This is a genomic window from Protofrankia sp. Cas4 (assembly GCF_963555915.1).
In the GTDB taxonomy this organism is placed as follows: Bacteria; Actinomycetota; Actinomycetes; order Frankiales; family Frankiaceae; genus Protofrankia.
Map to the genome: position 1 here is coordinate 1 of NZ_CAUVXL010000219.1, position 16805 is coordinate 16805.

At 68.9% G+C, this 16805-nt stretch carries 14 protein-coding genes and 1 pseudogene; 2 read left to right on the top strand and 13 right to left on the bottom strand.

What is annotated here, in order from left to right; translation table 11 throughout:
• Positions 1–3733, top strand: a 3733-nt coding sequence (locus tag U9979_RS19875) for a helicase-related protein (protein WP_322780577.1), incomplete at its 5' end; no start/stop codon positions are given.
• Positions 3734–3748: 15 nt separating this feature from the next.
• Here U9979_RS19875 and pspM read toward each other — a convergent pair.
• From pspM to U9979_RS25340, 8 genes are all read right to left on the bottom strand, one after another.
• Positions 3749–4492 (bottom strand): phage shock envelope stress response protein PspM, encoded by a 744-nt coding sequence (pspM, locus tag U9979_RS19880; RefSeq protein ID WP_322780578.1) that lies wholly within the window; start codon positions 4490–4492, stop codon positions 3749–3751.
• Positions 4493–4510: 18 nt separating this feature from the next.
• Positions 4511–5263, bottom strand: a complete 753-nt coding sequence (locus tag U9979_RS19885) for a PspA/IM30 family protein (RefSeq protein WP_322747862.1) — start codon at positions 5261–5263, stop codon at positions 4511–4513.
• Positions 5264–5299: 36 nt separating this feature from the next.
• Complete coding sequence (locus U9979_RS19890; RefSeq protein WP_322780579.1) at positions 5300–5650, bottom strand: helix-turn-helix transcriptional regulator; 351 nt, start codon at positions 5648–5650, stop codon at positions 5300–5302.
• Between the two features lie 109 nt (positions 5651–5759).
• Positions 5760–7046: a competence/damage-inducible protein A gene (locus U9979_RS19895; RefSeq protein WP_322780580.1), complete on the bottom strand. Its 1287-nt coding sequence runs from the start codon at positions 7044–7046 to the stop codon at positions 5760–5762.
• The gene (locus tag U9979_RS19900; RefSeq protein ID WP_322780587.1) at positions 7036–7614 is read right to left on the bottom strand and encodes a CDP-alcohol phosphatidyltransferase family protein; all 579 of its coding nucleotides are present in this window, start codon (positions 7612–7614) and stop codon (positions 7036–7038) included. The genes U9979_RS19895 and U9979_RS19900 overlap by 11 nt, the downstream gene beginning before the upstream one ends.
• Before the next feature lie 32 nt (positions 7615–7646).
• Positions 7647–9074, bottom strand: coding sequence for a MiaB/RimO family radical SAM methylthiotransferase (locus U9979_RS19905; RefSeq protein ID WP_322780581.1), 1428 nt, complete (start codon positions 9072–9074; stop codon positions 7647–7649).
• Positions 9075–9083: 9 nt separating this feature from the next.
• Entirely contained in the window at positions 9084–9890 is an 807-nt protein-coding gene (locus tag U9979_RS19910; RefSeq protein WP_322780582.1) for a helix-turn-helix domain-containing protein, read from the bottom strand.
• Between the two features lie 93 nt (positions 9891–9983).
• A complete protein-coding gene (locus U9979_RS25340; protein ID WP_416220265.1) occupies positions 9984–11489 on the bottom strand; it encodes a DNA translocase FtsK in 1506 nt (501 codons plus the stop codon).
• On the opposite strand from U9979_RS25340, the gene U9979_RS25345 reads away from it, so the two are divergent.
• On the top strand, positions 11446–11721 hold the full coding sequence (locus U9979_RS25345; protein WP_416220266.1) for a pentapeptide repeat-containing protein: 276 nt from the start codon (positions 11446–11448) through the stop codon (positions 11719–11721). The two genes, U9979_RS25340 and U9979_RS25345, sit on opposite strands and share 44 nt — an antisense overlap.
• A 161-nt stretch (positions 11722–11882) precedes the next feature.
• Here the strand turns inward: U9979_RS25345 and U9979_RS25350 are convergent.
• From U9979_RS25350 to U9979_RS19935, 5 genes and pseudogenes are all read right to left on the bottom strand, one after another.
• A pseudogene (locus tag U9979_RS25350) lies at positions 11883–12575 on the bottom strand (cell division protein FtsK); the annotation flags it as partial.
• 73 nt (positions 12576–12648) lie between these two features.
• Complete coding sequence (locus U9979_RS19920; RefSeq protein WP_322780584.1) at positions 12649–14334, bottom strand: ribonuclease J; 1686 nt, start codon at positions 14332–14334, stop codon at positions 12649–12651.
• The gene (dapA, locus tag U9979_RS19925; RefSeq protein WP_322747855.1) at positions 14331–15257 is read right to left on the bottom strand and encodes a 4-hydroxy-tetrahydrodipicolinate synthase; all 927 of its coding nucleotides are present in this window, start codon (positions 15255–15257) and stop codon (positions 14331–14333) included. Before dapA ends, U9979_RS19920 begins: the two co-directional genes overlap by 4 nt.
• A 58-nt stretch (positions 15258–15315) precedes the next feature.
• Entirely contained in the window at positions 15316–15513 is a 198-nt protein-coding gene (locus U9979_RS19930) for a hypothetical protein (protein ID WP_322780585.1), read from the bottom strand.
• Between the two features lie 50 nt (positions 15514–15563).
• Positions 15564–16805: hypothetical protein (locus tag U9979_RS19935; protein WP_322780586.1), on the bottom strand; the 1242-nt coding region annotated here is incomplete at its 5' end.

Below are 16805 nucleotides of genomic sequence, written 5' to 3' on the forward strand. Positions count from 1 at the left end.
GACCGTTCGCCCGATCGAGGAGGTCGCGCGCCTGCTCGGCGGGGCTGGCCAGGTCACGGTCGTATGCCCACCGGCCGACAAGACGCTGCAGATCGACGTGGTCGTACCGGTGGCGGACATGACCAGCCTTGCGGACAGTCCCGCCGCCGTGGAGGAACGCATCCTCGATCTTGTACTCGCGCACCGCTCGACGATCGTCTTCGCCAATTCGCGGCGCCTCGCCGAACGACTGTGCGCCCACCTGAACGAGGCGTACACCGCGCGCACGCACACCGATCAGCCGCTGGCCCGGGCCCATCACGGCAGCGTCAGCCGGGAACAACGGGCGCTCATCGAGGACGATCTGAAGGCCGGCCGGCTGGCCGCGGTGGTGGCCACCTCCAGTCTGGAGCTCGGCATCGACATGGGAGCGGTGGACCTCGTCATCCAGGTCGAGTCGCCACCCAGCGTCGCCGCGGGCATGCAGCGGGTTGGGCGCGGCGGGCACCAGGTCGGAGCCGTCAGCCGCGGGGTGATTGTGCCCCGGCACCGTGGCGACCTCCCGGAGTGCGCCGTCGTGGCCGAACGGATGCGCGACGGTGCGATCGAGGAGCTGCGCTACCGACGCAACCCACTCGACGTCCTGGCCCAGCAGATCGTGGCGATGGTCGCCATGGAACCGTGGTCGGTCGACGACCTGGCCGCGTTGGTCCGGCGCGCCGCGCCGTTCGCGACCCTGCCACCGGCGATGTTGGATGCCGTCCTGGACATGCTCGCCGGTCGATACCCCTCCGACGACTTCGCCGAACTGCGCCCGCGGGTCGTCTGGGACCGCGCCACCGGCACGCTCACCGGCCGGCCCGGTTCCGGTCGTCTCGCGGTCACCAGCGGAGGCACCATCCCCGACCGGGGTCTGTTCGGTGTCTTCCTCGTCGGCGAGAAGGCAAGCCGGGTGGGCGAGCTGGACGAGGAGATGGTCTACGAGTCGCGGGTCGGTGACGTCGTCCTGCTCGGCTCGTCCAGTTGGCGCATTGAGGAGATCACCCCTGATCGGGTACTGGTGACCCCGGCGCCGGGACAGCCGGGGCGGCTGCCGTTCTGGCACGGCGACACACCCGGGCGGCCGGCCGAGCTGGGTCGCGCGCTCGGCGCGTTCACCCGGGAACTCGCCCGTCTCGGGCCCGCAGGTGCGCGCCAACGCATCCAGGCGGCGGGTCTCGACGAGTGGGCCACCGACAACCTGCTCGCCTACCTCGTCGAGCAGCAGGAGGCAACCGGTCACCTGCCGGACGACCGGACGATCGTCGTCGAACGCTTTCGCGACGAGCTAGGTGACTGGCGGCTGGCGGTTCACGCTCCGTTCGGCGCCCTGGTGAACGCGCCGTGGGCGCTGGCCATCGGGGCACGCCTACGCGACCGTTACGGCACCGAAGTACAGATCATGCACTCCGACGACGGCATCGTGGCGCGGGTACCCGACGCCGACATCGCTCCCACCGCCGACGTCGTCGTGTTCGACCCGGACGAAATCGACGCGGTGGTCCGCACGGAGGTCAGCACGAGCGCGCTGTTCGCGAGTCGGTTCCGCGAGTGTGCCGCCCGGGCGCTGCTGCTGCCCCGACGTACCCCTGGCCGGCGAACGCCACTGTGGCAGCAGCGCCAGCGCAGCGCCCATCTGCTGGCGGTGACGGCACGCTTCGACAACTTCCCGATCGTGCTGGAGACCATGCGGGAATGCCTGCAGGACGTCTTCGACGTCCCCGCGCTGACGGGGCTGATGCGTGACGTGGCGTCACGAACCATGCGTGTGGTGGAGGTCGAGACCGCCACGCCGTCGCCCTTCGCCCGTTCGATGCTGTTCGGCTATGTCGCCGCGTTCATGTACGCCGGTGACACGCCACTGGCCGAACGCCGGGCCCAGGTACTGGCGTTGGACAGTTCCCTGCTCGCGCAGCTGCTCGGTCAGGCGGATCTGCGCGAACTGATCGACACGGCTGTGCTGGCACAGCTCGAGGCCGAGCTCCAACAGCTGGCGCCCGACCGCCGCGCGCACGACGTCGAGGGCACAGCCGATCTGCTGCGGGTGGTCGGCGACCTCACCACCGCCGAGGCACTGGCTCGGGGAGCGACCACGGCCTGGCTCGCCGAACTTGCCGACACACACCGCGCGCTGCGGGTGCGCATCGCTGGTACGCAACGTTGGGTGGCGATCGAGGACGCCGGGCGACTGCGCGACGCCCTCGGCGTACCGGTTCCCCTCGGTGTTCCCGGGACCTTCACCGCGACCGTCGTCGATCCCCTGGGGGACCTGCTGTCGCGATATGCCCGCACGCACGGGCCGTTCGACACCGAAGCGGTGGCGCACCGGTTCGGTCTGGGCGTCGGGGTGGTCAGCGCCGGTCTGGAACGGATGGTCGGCACCGGCCGGCTCGTGCGCGGCGAGCTCCGCCCGGGCGGCACCGGCGAACAGTGGTGTGACGAAGGCGTCCTACGGGCACTTCGCCGGCGCAGCCTCGCGGCGTCGCGGCGTGCTGTCGAGCCGGTACCCGTCCAGGTGTTCGCCCGGTTTCTGCCAGGCTGGCAGGGGGTCTCTCCCGGGGGCGGCGGTACGGGCTCGCACGGCATCGACGCGGTGGCCCGGACCGTCGAACAACTTCAGGGTGCGCTTGTCCCGGCCAGCGCCTGGGAACAGTTCGTCCTGCCGAGCCGGGTGTCGGGCTACAGCCCGGCACTGCTTGATGAGCTGTGCGTGTCTGGCGAGGTACTGTGGGCAGGGGCCGGCGGCCTGCCCGGCAACGACGGCTGGGTGACCCTGGTGCCAGCGGACGCCGCGGCCCTGCTGCTGCCCCCGGCGGTACCGGACGCCGCCAGCACCCCGCTGCACGGCGCGGTGCTGGCGGCCCTCGACGGACAGGCTGCGCTGTTCTTCCGGACCTTGTCCGACCGGGTCACCAGTCTCGACGACACCGCGCTCGCAAGCGCCCTGTGGGACCTGGTGTGGGCGGGCCTGGTCACCAACGACACCTTCGCCCCATTGCGAGCCGCGCTGAGCGGTGGGCGCGGTACCCACCGGAGCAACCAGCGCATCCCGCGTCCGGCCATGCCGCGCCGCGGCGGCCCACCGACGGTCGCCGGCCGCTGGTCCCTGCTGCCTGAACGTGATCCGGATCCGACGCTGCGAGCCCACGCACAGGCCGAAGCGATGCTCGAACGGTATGGGATCGTCACCCGCGGTGCGGTCGCAGCCGAACGGATCCCAGGCGGCTTCGCCGGGATGTACCGCGTCCTGTCGGCATTCGAAGATTCCGGCCGATGCCGGCGCGGCTACTTCGTGGAGTCCCTCGGGGCGGCTCAGTTCGCCGTCACCGGCGCGGTCGACCGGCTGCGGGCCACCACGCCACCGTCGGGTGCGGTCGTGCTGGCCGCGGCCGATCCCGCCAACCCCTACGGCGCGGCATTGCCATGGCCCGCACCGGCCGGCGGTGGGCACCGACCAGGGCGCACGCCCGGCGCGCTGGTCGTCCTGGTCGACGGCGAGTTAATCATGTATGTCGAACGCGGTGGCAGGACCGTGTTGACCTGGACGGACGAGTCCACGGTCCTGGCGCCGGCGGCGGACGCCCTCGTGGACACCGTCCGCAGGGCCGGCGGCCAGCTGCGGCTTGCTCATGACCTGCTCGGCAGCGAACTCGGCCGTGCGCTGGAACGCGCGGGCTTCCAGCACACTCCGGGCGGCCTGCGGCTGCGCGCCTGAGGTCAGCCCCTGAGGTCAGCGCCTGAGGTCACGCAAGCCCTCGGCAAAGGCCCGCAGGGTGGCCGTCTGGCGGTCAAGACCGTCGAGCTGCCCGGGCGTCAACGGCGTTGAGACGGTCGAGACCGTTGAGGCGAGCAGGTCGGTGGCGGCGGCCAGCATGGCGTCCAACGCCTGCACCGCGGCGTTCATCGCGCTCACCAGGTCCGAGACCGTCGAAATGATCTCGGCACGGCGGCCGGCGTCGGCAACCGCCCGAGCCGCCGACTCGCAGGCCAGGACGTGCTGGGCCCGATTCCGCAGGCTGTCCACCACCTCCGCGGCCGATGCCATCGCCGCGCGGACCGCCTCGGCGGCCGGTCCCGGCGGCGACGCCCGCATGATCGCCGCAAGCGCGGCAATTGCCGCCTCACCGCGCTGCAACGGGTCCGCCGCGGCCGACCCGTACAGGCGTACCCGCGACGGTAGGGGTGCGCTCGGCAGCGGCAGGACCACGGGCGACAACGACGCGGCACCCTGTGCCTGGTGCCAGGCCAGGCCTGCCCGGGCCAACGCGCCGGCCGCCACGACCAGCCACCCCCAGCTGCCCTCCACCGCCGCGATCGCCGGGGCGACAACGGCCACCCCGATCCACAGCCGGGTGGACCGCTCGGCCCGCCGCCGGCGGCGAGCGTGCCCCCGGACGAGCCGCCGCTCACCGCGTACCAGGCTCCGGCGTTCAACGTCGGCGCGCAGCCACTCCGGTAGGTAATTCACCAGCATCGGGTCACCAGCATCGGGTCAGGATTCCAACTGGTCCGGGGAGCGCTTGTCGGCGGACAGCGCTGTGCGGATCTCGGTCAGCCGATTGGACGCCTTCGCGTCCATGGTCGCCCTGCGGATCTCCAACATCCGGGCCTCCACGCCCTGGGAGGCAAGTTCATGGCGTCCCAGGGATACCGCGTAGCGCTGCTCGACCTTGTCGCGGACCTCCGCCAGCGTGGGGGTGTCACCCGGCGGAGTCAGCTGGGACATTCCATCAAGGGCCTTGCTCAGCTGCTCCTGCATGGCGGCATGCTCGATCTGGGTCAGCAGGCGCGCGCGCTCGGCAAGCTGCCCCTGCAACCGCGCGGTGTTGTCCTCGACGGCACGACGGGCCTGCTCTGCCGAGAAGGTGGCCTGTTGGTGCAGGGCCTTGAGCTCCTCCAGAGAACCCTCCACGGCCACGAGCTGGCCGGCGAAAGCCCGTGCGGTTTGCTCGTACCGTTCGCCGCCGGTCGCATCGCCGTTCGCATTGGCCGCATCGGCGAGTATGACGGCCTGACGCGCGGATGCGGCCAGGCTTTCCGCCTCGTCGATCTGACGTGCCATCCGCATCTCCAGCTGCCGCTGGTTACCCACCACGGCGGCGGCCTGCCCGACGAGTGCCTGATGCTGGCGCTGGGCCTCAGTAATCGCCTGGTCGATCTGGACCCGCGGATCGGCCCGGTCGTCCAGCTTCCGGTTCGCCGATGCAGACAGGTAGCGGTAGAACTTGCGGACGACGTTCGCCATGCACCGATCGTCCCACGCCGGCGCTGCGCCGCGAAGCTAAGCTGCGCGCTCCACCACGGCGGTGGATGTGCCGCCCCCGCGTGCCGCCATGGCCGCCATGGGCGCCATACCCGCCATCGGGCCGCCAACCCGCGCCGACCCACCGGCGGCGAACTCGGCGAGCTCCAGGTCGTCGCTCACCTCACGGAGCAGATCGGCCAGCCGGACACCGAGCGCCGCACAGATCGCGGCGAGCAGCTCCGAACTCGCCTCCTTCTGCCCACGTTCGATCTCGGAGAGGTATCCGAGCGATACCCTCGCGGCGGAGGACACCTCACGGAGGGTTCGATGTTGATCTTGACGGCGGCGGCGCAATGCCTCGCCGAGCATGCGTCGGAGCAGGACCATCGTGCCTCCTCCTTCGTCCTCGGGCTGGGCCTTACCGTATACCTGCCGTCCACCGGGATGGCCGACCGTTGATGCGAATGTAACTATGTAAGCAACCCGCGTCCGCGATTCATCCCGGCTGGCACGTATGAACTGCCAGGGTACGCCGAAGAGCGTCCAATGCCTGGACAACTGCGTAGGTACGGTTCTGCGGCCGGTCTCCGGGCAGGCGGGCAGACCTGGTCGCCACGCCGAACGGCCCCGCGATACCGATGTACAACGTCCCGACCGGCTTGCCCTCCAGCTCGTCGGGACCGGCCACGCCGGTCACCGCGAGCCCGTGGGTCGCCCCGAGCAGGTCCCGGACGCCGGTGGCCATCGCCGCGGCCGCCTCGGTCGACACCGCGCCGCTGGTGGCCAGCAGCCCCGCGTCGACGCCCAGCACCGACACCTTGGCGTCGGTTGCGTAGGTGACCACGCCGCCGTGGAACACCGCGCTCGCGCCCGGGACGTCGGTGAGGCGCCCCGCGAGTAGACCGCCCGTCAACGACTCGGCGACCGCGAGGGTCTCGCCCCGGTCTGCGAGCAGGCCCAGGACGGTTCCCTCCAACGTGTCGTCGTCGACGCCGTAGAGCGCACTGCCCAGGGCTGCCCGCGCCGCCGCCTCGACCGGCTCGATGAGCGTGTAGGCCTGCGCCCGGTCACCGGCCCGGGCGCTGATCCGGACCCGGGTCTGACCGCCGCTGGCGAGAAAGGCGATCGTCGGGTTGCCGATCGGGGCGAGCCGGTCGATCTCCTCGGCGAGGGCGTGGGCGACCACCGACTCCCAGACCCCGGCGGTCCGCAGCACCCGGTGCACCACGACCGCGGGCTCGCCCGCCCGGCGGAGCAGATCCGGCAGGACCGACCCGGTGAACATCGGGTACATCTCGTGCGGCACCCCGGGCATCGCATATACCACCCCGCCCGCCATCTCCAGCTGGATGCCGGGTGCCGTACCGACCTCGTTGGGTAACGGCTCGCCACCCTCGGGTATGTCCGCCTGGCGGTAGTTCATCTCCGGCGCCACGACGCCGCCGGCGGCCGGGCCCTCCCGCCCGAGCGCACGAAAACGCCTACGCAGCATCGCCTCCAGGAAGGCGTCCCGGCGCAGCCCCACCCCGGCGGCCCGGGCGATCCCCTCGCGGGTCACATCGTCCTGGGTCGGCCCCAGCCCACCGGTCATGATGACGGCGTCCGCCCGACCGAGGCCCTCGGCAATCCTGGCCGCGATCATCTCGACGTCGTCACCCACCACCGTGGAGGTCTTCAGCACGACACCCACGTCCGCGAGCTGCCGCCCGAGCCATGCGGCGTTGCCGTTGACAATGTCTCCGAAAAGCAGTTCGTCTCCCACGGCCAGCAGTTCAACTCGCATCGCTGTCCTCCAGCGCTCTTTCGGTAACCTGCGTCGCCGCCCGCCGCAAGGCCAGTGCCCGCCCCACATAATCCAGACCCGTGACGACCGCGACCAGCACACCGGCAGCCAGAATGACCGCCCTGGCTGACGCGCCCACCCCGTCCAGCGGTAGAACATAGAGACCGAGCGCACAGTTGAGCAACAGGGTCTTGAGCTTGCCACCGCGGCTGGCCGCCATGACCCCACGCCGGATCACCCACAACCGCAGCAGCGTCACACCGACCTCCCGGACCGCGACGACGACGGTCACCGGCCACGGCAGGTCGCCCAGGAGGGAGAGGGACACCAGCGCGGCGCCGGTCAGTGTCTTGTCCGCGATCGGGTCGAGGATGATCCCGAAATCGGTGACGAGGCTCCGGCTGCGGGCAACATACCCGTCAACCTGATCGGTCAGCGCCGCGACCGCGTACGCGACACATGCGGCCACCCGCCAGCCCGTGACGTGACCACCGGCTACGAACATCAACGCCACGAACACCGGCACGAGCGCGAGCCGCAGGACGGTGAGTGCGTTGGCCAGGTTCATCCGGCTGACGGCAGTACCCGGCCCGGGTGCACTCACCTCGACACGGAATCAACGACATTGACGACATTGACGAACTCGGCGATCAGATCAACGCCCTCGGTCGCAACCACCGTGGCGCTCACCAGATCCCCCACCCGGACCTCCGCGACCGATCCGGCCGGCAACGCAACGGTGCATGCGCCGTCAACCTCGGGCTGCTGATGGGCCGCCCGCCCATGCGCCAGCCCGCCGACGACCTCTTCCACGAGAACCTCGACGACCGAGGAGATCCGCCGCTGTGCCCGCTCGGCGGTCAGCTGCTCGACCAGGTCGGTAACCCGTTGCTGACGCCGGCGCACGGTTGCCGGGGTGACCTTGTCGGGCAGGCTGGCCGCCTCGGTGCCATCCTCGTCGGAATAGCCGAAGACCCCGACGGCATCAAGATCGGCATCGGCGAGAAAACGCTCGAGAATCGCGACGTCCGCCGAGGTCTCGCCCGGAAAACCGAGGATCACGTTCGAACGTGCCCCGAGCTCCGGGGCGAAGGCGCGCGCCCGGGCCAGTAGGTCACCGAAGGCGTCAGCGCCGCCGAAGCGGCGCATCCGCCGAAGTACCGACGGGCTCGCATGCTGGAACGACAGATCGAGATAAGGGGCGACCCCGGATGTCGTCAGAAGCGTCTCCAGCAAGGACGGCCGCACCTCCGCCGGCTGAAGGTACACGGCCCGGACGCGCACGACGCCTGCGATCGCGGCCAGCTGGGGAAGGAGCTTCTCCAGCGCCCGCAGGTCCCCCAGGTCCTTGCCGTAGGAGGTCGAGTTCTCACTGACCAGGACCAGTTCCCGCACGCCCTGACCGGCCAGCCACTCTGCCTCGGCCATGACCTCCTGCGGTGGACGGGAGACATGCGAGCCACGGAACGTCGGAATCGAACAGAACGCACAGCGACGGTCGCATCCACTGGAGATCTTCAATGGCGCGACCGGACCGCCGACCAGGCGTTTCCGCAGGACTTCCGGTGCCGGGCGGTCGACCCGCTGCCGGTCCACGGGAGTGATCGGAAGCAGGGTCCGCCGGTCACGCGGGGTGTGTGCGCGTGGCGTCTCACCGCGCAGCACGGCATCCAGATGTCGCCCCAGCGCCGGGTAGGCATCAAAACCCAGTACCGCGTCCGCCTCCGGCAGGCTGTCCGCCAGTTCCCGGCCGTACCGCTCAGCCAGGCACCCCACGGCGACCACCGCCCGCGGGCCCCCGTCACTGTCACGCAGGTCGGCGGCGGCGAGCACGGTGTCGATCGAGTCCTTCTTTGCGACCTCGATGAAACCGCAGGTGTTCACAACCACGGCGTCGGCGCCACTCGGATCGTCGACCACCGTCCAGCCGTCGACACCGAGCCGCGCTGCCAGCTCTTCGGAGTCCACATCGTTACGGGAACATCCCAATGTGATCAGGGCGACGCTGCGAACGGGGCGATCGGGCACGACGTCAGGCTACCGGGGCGCCGCACCACCAACGATGCAGTCTCCCGAGGTACCGAGACCGACGCGGACGGTGACAACCTGGCCAGGGTTCCCGCTCGGCCCCAGATTCCGCCCATTACAGGACACGTCAACGGCCCCCGCATTCCCCATTTTGATCTCCATGGAACGATCGGCCGTGACTGTGCGGCTGTCACCGGGCTGCAGGATCTGCTGTAGCAGAACCCGGGCACTCTCGTCGCGGACCTCCAGCCAGCTCGGATCACCACGAACCGCCACGAGGACGTTCACCCCGGCCGGCGGCGGTGTCGTCGGCCGGGGTGTGGTGGCGGGCTGGGCCGGCGCGGCCCCACCCTGCAACGACGGCGCAACGACAGCGGCGGTGGCGCCCTGCGCGACTCCGGCAGTCCCGCCTGACCCGCCCGGAGTCAGCACGACGGCGAGGCCGACCAGCACGCACACCGATGCCAGCGAGATGGCTACCGCCGGCATCCGGGCGAAACCCTGACGTCGCGGCCCGCCGCCGGCGATAAGCGGGTCGAACTCCCGGGGCAGATGCACAGGCGCCTCCGGCACCCGGCCGTGCACCCGGTCGTAGTCGGCGATCAAAGGTTCCGGATCGATCTCCAACATACGAGCGATACTCCGAATGTGACCACGTGCGTACACCACGCCGCCGCAACCGGCGAAGTCTTCGTTCTCCATCTTCTTGATCAACGTCACACGGATACGGGTCCGCTCACTGACCTCGGCAACGGACATGCCCCGCGCGCCACGGGCCGCGGCAAGCGCCGCACCCACGCCAGCATCGGACCGCATGGCCAACCTCCGCACCGGTCAGATCAGTGGACTTGAGTCTACGGTCGTCGGCCACCAGCCGAAAGCCGGTCCTCAGGACCACCAGGACGCTTGCTATCCATTACGCAGGGTTGTCAGGAGACCCTCAAGTTCGTCGAGCATGACCAGCACGTCCCGCGCCTTCGAGCCCTCGCTGGGCCCGACGATTCCGCGGCTTTCCATGAGGTCCATCAACCGGCCGGCCTTGGCGAAACCCACCCGCAGCTTGCGCTGGAGCATCGACGTCGACCCGAACTGGGTGGACACCACCAGCTCCACCGCCTGCAGGAACAAAGCAAGATCGTCGCCGATGTCCTCGTCGACGTCCTTCTTGGACTCGCCCTGACCGACGAACACATCCTCGCGGAACGCCGGAGTCGCCTGTTCCTTAGTATGGGCGACGATCGCCGCTATCTCCTCCTCGGAAACAAAGGCGCCCTGGATACGAGCCGGCTTGCCCGCACCCATCGGCAGGAAGAGTGCGTCACCGAGCCCGACCAGCTTCTCGGCACCGGCCTGGTCGAGGATGACCCGGCTGTCCGCCAGGGACGAGGTCGCAAACGCCAACCGCGACGGCACGTTCGCTTTGATCAGACCGGTCACCACGTCCACCGACGGGCGCTGGGTCGCCAGCACAAGATGGATGCCGACGGCTCGTGCCATGGCCGTGATCCGGCAGATCGCGTCCTCCACGTCCCGTGGCGCCACCATCATCAGATCGGCGAGCTCATCGACGATCGTCAGGATGTACGGATACGGCACGTACACCCGCTCCGAGCCCGGCGGCGCCACGATCTCTCCCGCTCTGACCTTGCGGTTGAAGTCGTCGACGTGGCGAACCCCGCAGGCGGCAAGATCCTCGTACCGGTTCTCCATCTCCTTGACAACCCAGGCCAGCGCGTCCGCGGCCTTCTTCGGATTCGTGATGATCGGCGTGATCAGATGTGGGATGCCCTCGTAGTTGGTCAGTTCGACCCGTTTCGGGTCGACCAGCACCAACCGCACCTGGTCAGGGCTGGCCCGCGCCAGCACACTTGTGATCAGCGTGTTGATACAGGTCGACTTACCGGCGCCGGTGGCGCCCGCGATGAGGATGTGGGGCATCTTCGCCAGGTTCGCGACGACATACCCCCCCTCGATGTCCTTGCCCAGCCCCACCATCAGCGGATGTGGGTTACCGGTCGCCTCGGTGCTGCGCAGGACGTCACCGAGGGAGACCAGCTCCCGGTCGGTGTTGGGGATCTCGACACCGACCGCGCTCTTGCCCGGGATCGGACTAATGATCCTGACATCGGCGCTCTTGACGGCATACGCGATGTTCTTGGCCAGCTGGGTGATCCGCTCCACCTTCACGGCCGAACCGAGCTCCACCTCGTAGCGGGTCACCGTCGGCCCGCGGGTGAAGCCAGTCACCCGGGCGTCGACCCGGAACTGGGAGAACACATCCGTCAGTGAGGCGATCACCGTGTCCGTCGCGGCCGACCGCACCTTCGGCGGCGTTCCCCGTTGCAGCAGGGTCGGCGACGGCAGCACGTAGGTGCTGTCCACACCGCCACCCGCGCTGGGCGCCACGAAGTGCATCACCGGGGCCGGGTCGGGCACCTTCGGCGTTCTGCGCCGGGCTCTCGGCACGGGCGCCCGCTCTTCAGCCGTCGGCTCTTCAGCCGCCAGCGCGTCACTCGCCGGCGCGTCACTCGCCGGCGCGTCACTCGCCGGCGCGTCACTCGCCGGCGCGTCGATGTCGAAGACGTCTGCCGAGGTGATTCCCAGCAGATCGTCAACGAGCTGCCGTCCTTCGACCGACGCAGCTTGATCCCTGCCCCGCCTGTCGTCCGGTTCGTCATCCCGGTCGACGTCATCCCGGTCATCGGCGGCGAGGATGCCCACCAGGAGCTTGTCCTGCAGGTCCCGCAGCCGGTCAGGAACCGCGCGGATCGGCGTCTTCGTGATCACGAGAACGCCGAACAGGCTGAGCAGAATCAGGAGCGGGGCGGCCAGGTAGGCCGTCACGGCACCAGTCAACGGCGAGCTGACGAGGAACCCGGCAAGCCCACCCGCCCTCCCCATCGCGTGCTGGCCGGCGGCGAAGTCGGGAACTCCGCGCGCCAGGTGCACGATCCCCAGCGCGCCCAACGCGAACGCGGTCCAGCCGATCACCACCCGACCGCGGCTGTCTGGATCGCTGGGACTGCGGACAAGTCTCCAGGTCGCGCCCAAGCCGAACAGCGGCAGCGCCACCGCGCCCACGCCGACCAGGAAGTGCAGCACCACGGAGACAACCCGTCCGACCGGCCCGGCGGCGTGAAACCAGACTGCCGCCGCCGTGAGGACGGTGGCACCAAGCGCGGCGAGCGCCACACCGTCCCGCTGGTGGGTCCCGTCGATGTGAAGGTCACGAGCGCCGCGGCCGATTCGGCGTAGCAGACTGCCCAACAGCGTGGCCGCAGCGAGCCAGAAACGCACCGTCAACCGGATGACGCTCCGGGCGATCAGCAGCGTGAAGGGCACGCTGGGCTTGCGTGGCGGCGCCTTTGCGCGACCGCCCTTCTGTCCCTTCGACTGTGCATTCGACCGGGGTTTCGCCGGCGGGCGCCGCGCGGGCGCGGCTCGGGAGCTCGCCGTCCCGCCCTGGGCACGCGTACGCGTGCCACCTGCCCGCGTGGCCACGCGCCGAGGGTACAGGTCCGCGGCTCTGACATCGGGCAACCGCGACCTTCCGGGCGCGTCGCCCCGGGCCGGATCAGACCTCGACGACAACCGGAATAATCATCGGACGACGTCGATAGGTGTCACTGACCCAGCGCCCGACCGTGCGACGTACCAGCTGCTGGAGCGCGCCGACGTCGACCATCCCCGACCGCATCGCTTCCGCCAACGTGTCGGTGACCAGTCCGCGAACCTGCTCGAAAGCATCGTGGGTGTCGGAAAAGCCCCGTGTCGACAGTTCCGGACCACCCACGACCTTTCCGGACGCCGCGTCAACGACAACCATGATCGTGATGAAGCCCTCCTCGCCCAGGATGCGGCGATCCTTCAGGCTTGGTTCGCCGACGTCGCCGACCGCGAGCCCGTCGACGTAGACATAGCCGCACGGGACCACACCGGTGATGTTCGCCTGCCCGTCGACGAGGTCGACGACCATGCCGTCGTCGGCCAGCACCACCCTGTCGGCGGGTACACCACTGGCCTCGGCGAGCGCGCCGTGTGCCCGCAGGTGTCGCCATTCGCCGTGCACCGGCATCACGTTGGACGGCCGGGTAGCGTTGAGGACGTAGAGCAGCTCGCCTGCTGGGGCGTGGCCGGAGGTGTGGACCTTTGCCACCCCCTTGTGAACGACCTTCGCGCCCCAGCGAGCCAAACCGTTGATCACCCGGTAGACCGCGTTCTCGTTGCCGGGTATCAGGCTGGAGGCCAGCACCACCGTGTCGCCGGCCTGGATCTGGATGGCGTGGTCGCGGTTGGCCATCCGCGACAGCGCCGACAATGGCTCGCCCTGGGACCCGGTCGAGACCAGGCAGATGTTGCGGTCGGGCAACGCACCGACATCCCGCAGATCGATCACAAGGCCGGTCGGCACCCTGAGCAGCCCGAGATCGCGGGCCACCCCCATGTTGCGGACCATCGACCGCCCGACGAAGCACACCGAGCGACCGTGAGCTTCCGCCGCGTCAAGAACCTGCTGAACCCGGTGCACATGGCTGGCAAAGCACGCGACGATGATCCGCTTCTTGGCATCCCGGAACACGCCGTCGAGCACCGGGGCAATCTCCCGCTCGGATGTGACAAAACCCGGTACCTCGGCATTGGTGGAGTCGGACAGAAGCAGATCGACGCCTTCCCGGCCGAGCCGGGCGAAACCACCGAGGTCGGTCAGGCGGCCGTCAAGGGGTAGTTGATCCATCTTGAAGTCGCCGGTGTGCAGCACAAGGCCCGCCGGAGTGCGGATCGCGACAGCCAAAGCGTCCGGAATGGAGTGGTTGACCGCGAAGAACTCGCAGTTGAACGGGCCGAAGCTCTGGGTCTGTTCCTCCCGGACCTCGATCGTGACCGGGCTGATGCGATGCTCGGCGAGCTTGGCCACCATCAGCGCAAGGGTCAGCCGGGAACCGACCAACGGAATGTCCGCACGCTCACGTAGCAGGTAGGGCACGGCGCCGATGTGGTCCTCGTGCGCGTGGGTGAGCACGACCGCATCGATCGCGTCGAGCCTGTCCCGAATCGCAGTGAAGTCGGGAAGGATCAGGTCGACGCCCGGCTGGTCCGTCTCGGGAAACAGGACCCCACAGTCGACGATGAGCAGCCGGCCGTCGAACTCGAACACGGTCATGTTGCGGCCGATCTCGCCCAGGCCGCCGAGCGCGACGATGCGCAGACCGTCCGGGGGCAGCGGCGGTGGCGTTCCCAACCCGGGATGGGGATGGCTCACGCGGACCCCACCGTCGCGCTCGCGTCCACGCAGAGATCGACCCCGGCCGCGGCGAGGTCGACACGCAGTCGCTCGCGTTCATCGTCCGTCGCGTCGACCAGTGGCGGGCGGACACCGCCAGCGGGCAGTCCTGCCATATTGAGAGCAGCCTTTGTCATGATCACACCTTGGTTCCTGAATAGGCCCTCGTACGCCGGAAGCAGACTCATGTGCAGAGCACGGGCACGGACCGCGTCACCTGCGTCGAAAGCGTCGATCATCGAGCGGATCCGGCTGGTGGCGACATGCCCGACGACGCTTACCACCCCGACGGCACCTACCGACAACAACGGGAGGTTGAGCATGTCCGTCCCGGAGTAGTACGCAAGACCCGTGCGGGCAAGGACCCACGATGACGCTCCAAGGTCGTCCTTGGCGTCCTTGACCGCCACGATCCGCGGATGCTCGGCGAGTCGCACCAGCGTATCTGTTGCCACCGACACACTGCTACGGCCAGGTATGTCGTAAATCATCACCGGGAGGCCGGTTGCGTCGGCGGCGGCGGTGAAGTGCACGAGGAGCCCCGCCTGCGGGGGCTTGTTGTAGTAGGGGCTCACCACCAGCAGACCGCACGCGCCGGCCTTCTCCGCAGCCCTGGCCAACTCCACGGTGTGACGAGTGTCATTGGTGCCCACCCCGGCGATCACCGCGGCGCGGGCACCAACCGTCTCGACCACCACGCGCAGCAGCTCTTCCTTTTCCGCATCCGAGGTGGTAGGCGATTCCCCGGTGGTGCCGTTGACGACCAAGCCTTCGTTCCCGGCGTCCACCAGATGCTCGGCGAGCCCAGCGGCACCATCAAGATCAAGTTTGCCACCCGCGGCGAACGGGGTGACCATCGCAGTGATCATGCGACCGAAGGGCGCTCGGGACAACACTGACATGTCGGTCACCTTAGTGCCTTGTCAGGCAACGTCCGCCTGGGGAACCTCGACCATACGGCTACGCCAAGTCGTCGGCATCCCGATGATGACGGCGACGTGATGATGATGCTCCCGCGGCGGGAGCATCATCGGGCGGTCGCAGCATGTTGCGATCCAGCCTCGTCCACAGTTCGATCCGGCCGAGCCGGACAAGGCCCCGCAGACCACCAGCACGCCAGGAGTCAACGCCCACGCCCTGGCCGTAGTTCTTCGGCATGCCAACCATCCCGTCCTCGGGTGTCGACGATCAGTTTACTCTCTCGGTCGCTACGCGGAGGTGTGCCAGTCAAACGCGGCCCGTGCGCCAGCAGTGACCGCCAAGGCCACCAGCAGGACAAGCAGGGCGAGCTTGAAAGGCTCAAGGACCCATGCCGCCAGGCTGCTGCGCTCCCGGGTCAGCAGCAAGGTGGCCGCGAACGACGACGGTACGGTGACCACGGTCACCGCATTGACATTCAACTGGAAAGGCAACACCGACAGCCCCACCGTGAAGATCATCAGAGTCAGGATCGCCAGGTTCACCCGCCAGATGTCGCGCGAGACGCTGAGCCCCACAAGCAGCTTCGCACGCACCGGACGGCGCGCGTCGGTCGTGTAGTACGCATACACCTCACGGTTTCGCTGAAGGTCTTCTACGAACATACGTTCGACTGGCCGGTTATACAAGTCAATCACGGCCGGATGGCGAATCTCAATACTCGTGTCGTCGGTCCCCACACTGACGTGGTAGCTTCCCGGACCCCCCGGATCAAGATCCACCAGCGCGGTCGGATTGACGAGCCAGCTCCACAGCGACTGGTCACCACCACGCAACGGGCTCCACCGGTCCAGGACCGTCCGGCGCTCCTCCTGCATCTTGATCAGAGCTGGCCGGTAGGGATCAAGCGTCACCGCCGCGAGCGCCTCCCAACGCCGGCCGTACTCGGCGACCGTGGACAGCACCGGAACCGCCTCGGCGCCGGCCCCACCGAGCGCATCGATCCACGCCACGAAGTCGAGCAGATACGCCTCGATACCGGCCTCGTCGATGTCGACGGGTACGCGAAGATCGCGACACAGCTCCCCCACGGCCAACAGCAGATTGTCTGCGCTGCTCAGCGGGTCGGGCGGTTCGGCCAACGCCTGGCCCAGGATGGCCTCGGTGCCGGCGACGAGTGCGGCCCACGACCGGACCGTCGCCTCCGACACAGCCAGCTCCGCCTCCTTGTTGAGATATTCACGTATCGCCCGCACACCGAGCGACGCACCGCGTCGTGGAACGAGCCCCGGATGGTTACCGCTGAACCGGCCAGGCCGGAACCGGGAGATCGCATCGACGACGAAGCGTGATGCCTCCGACGGCGGATAACCGATGTGCTCCGCCAGCCGCACAATGAGGTTACCCTGAGTCGTCACACTTGCCGGATAGGGCATCAGATGGGCGTCCGACCCGCCCGGCCCGACCAGATTGAACGCGACCAACGCCCGCTTCGGCATCGTCGAGATCGGCAGTAACAGCGAAACCTCGTC

Excerpts from the sequence above, each read along its gene's own strand:
- pspM (WP_322780578.1), bottom strand. The coding sequence starts at position 4,492 with ATGCTGGTGAATTACCTACCGGAGTGGCTGCGCGCCGACGTTGAACGC.
- U9979_RS19885 (WP_322747862.1), bottom strand. The coding sequence starts at position 5,263 with ATGGCGAACGTCGTCCGCAAGTTCTACCGCTACCTGTCTGCATCGGCG.
- U9979_RS19890 (WP_322780579.1), bottom strand. The coding sequence starts at position 5,650 with ATGGTCCTGCTCCGACGCATGCTCGGCGAGGCATTGCGCCGCCGCCGT.
- U9979_RS19895 (WP_322780580.1), bottom strand. The coding sequence starts at position 7,046 with ATGCGAGTTGAACTGCTGGCCGTGGGAGACGAACTGCTTTTCGGAGAC.
- U9979_RS19900 (WP_322780587.1), bottom strand. The coding sequence starts at position 7,614 with ATGAACCTGGCCAACGCACTCACCGTCCTGCGGCTCGCGCTCGTGCCG.
- U9979_RS19910 (WP_322780582.1), bottom strand. The coding sequence starts at position 9,890 with ATGCGGTCCGATGCTGGCGTGGGTGCGGCGCTTGCCGCGGCCCGTGGC.
- U9979_RS25340 (WP_416220265.1), bottom strand. The coding sequence starts at position 11,489 with ATGCACTTCGTGGCGCCCAGCGCGGGTGGCGGTGTGGACAGCACCTAC.
- dapA (WP_322747855.1), bottom strand. The coding sequence starts at position 15,257 with ATGTCAGTGTTGTCCCGAGCGCCCTTCGGTCGCATGATCACTGCGATG.
- U9979_RS19930 (WP_322780585.1), bottom strand. The coding sequence starts at position 15,513 with ATGCCGAAGAACTACGGCCAGGGCGTGGGCGTTGACTCCTGGCGTGCT.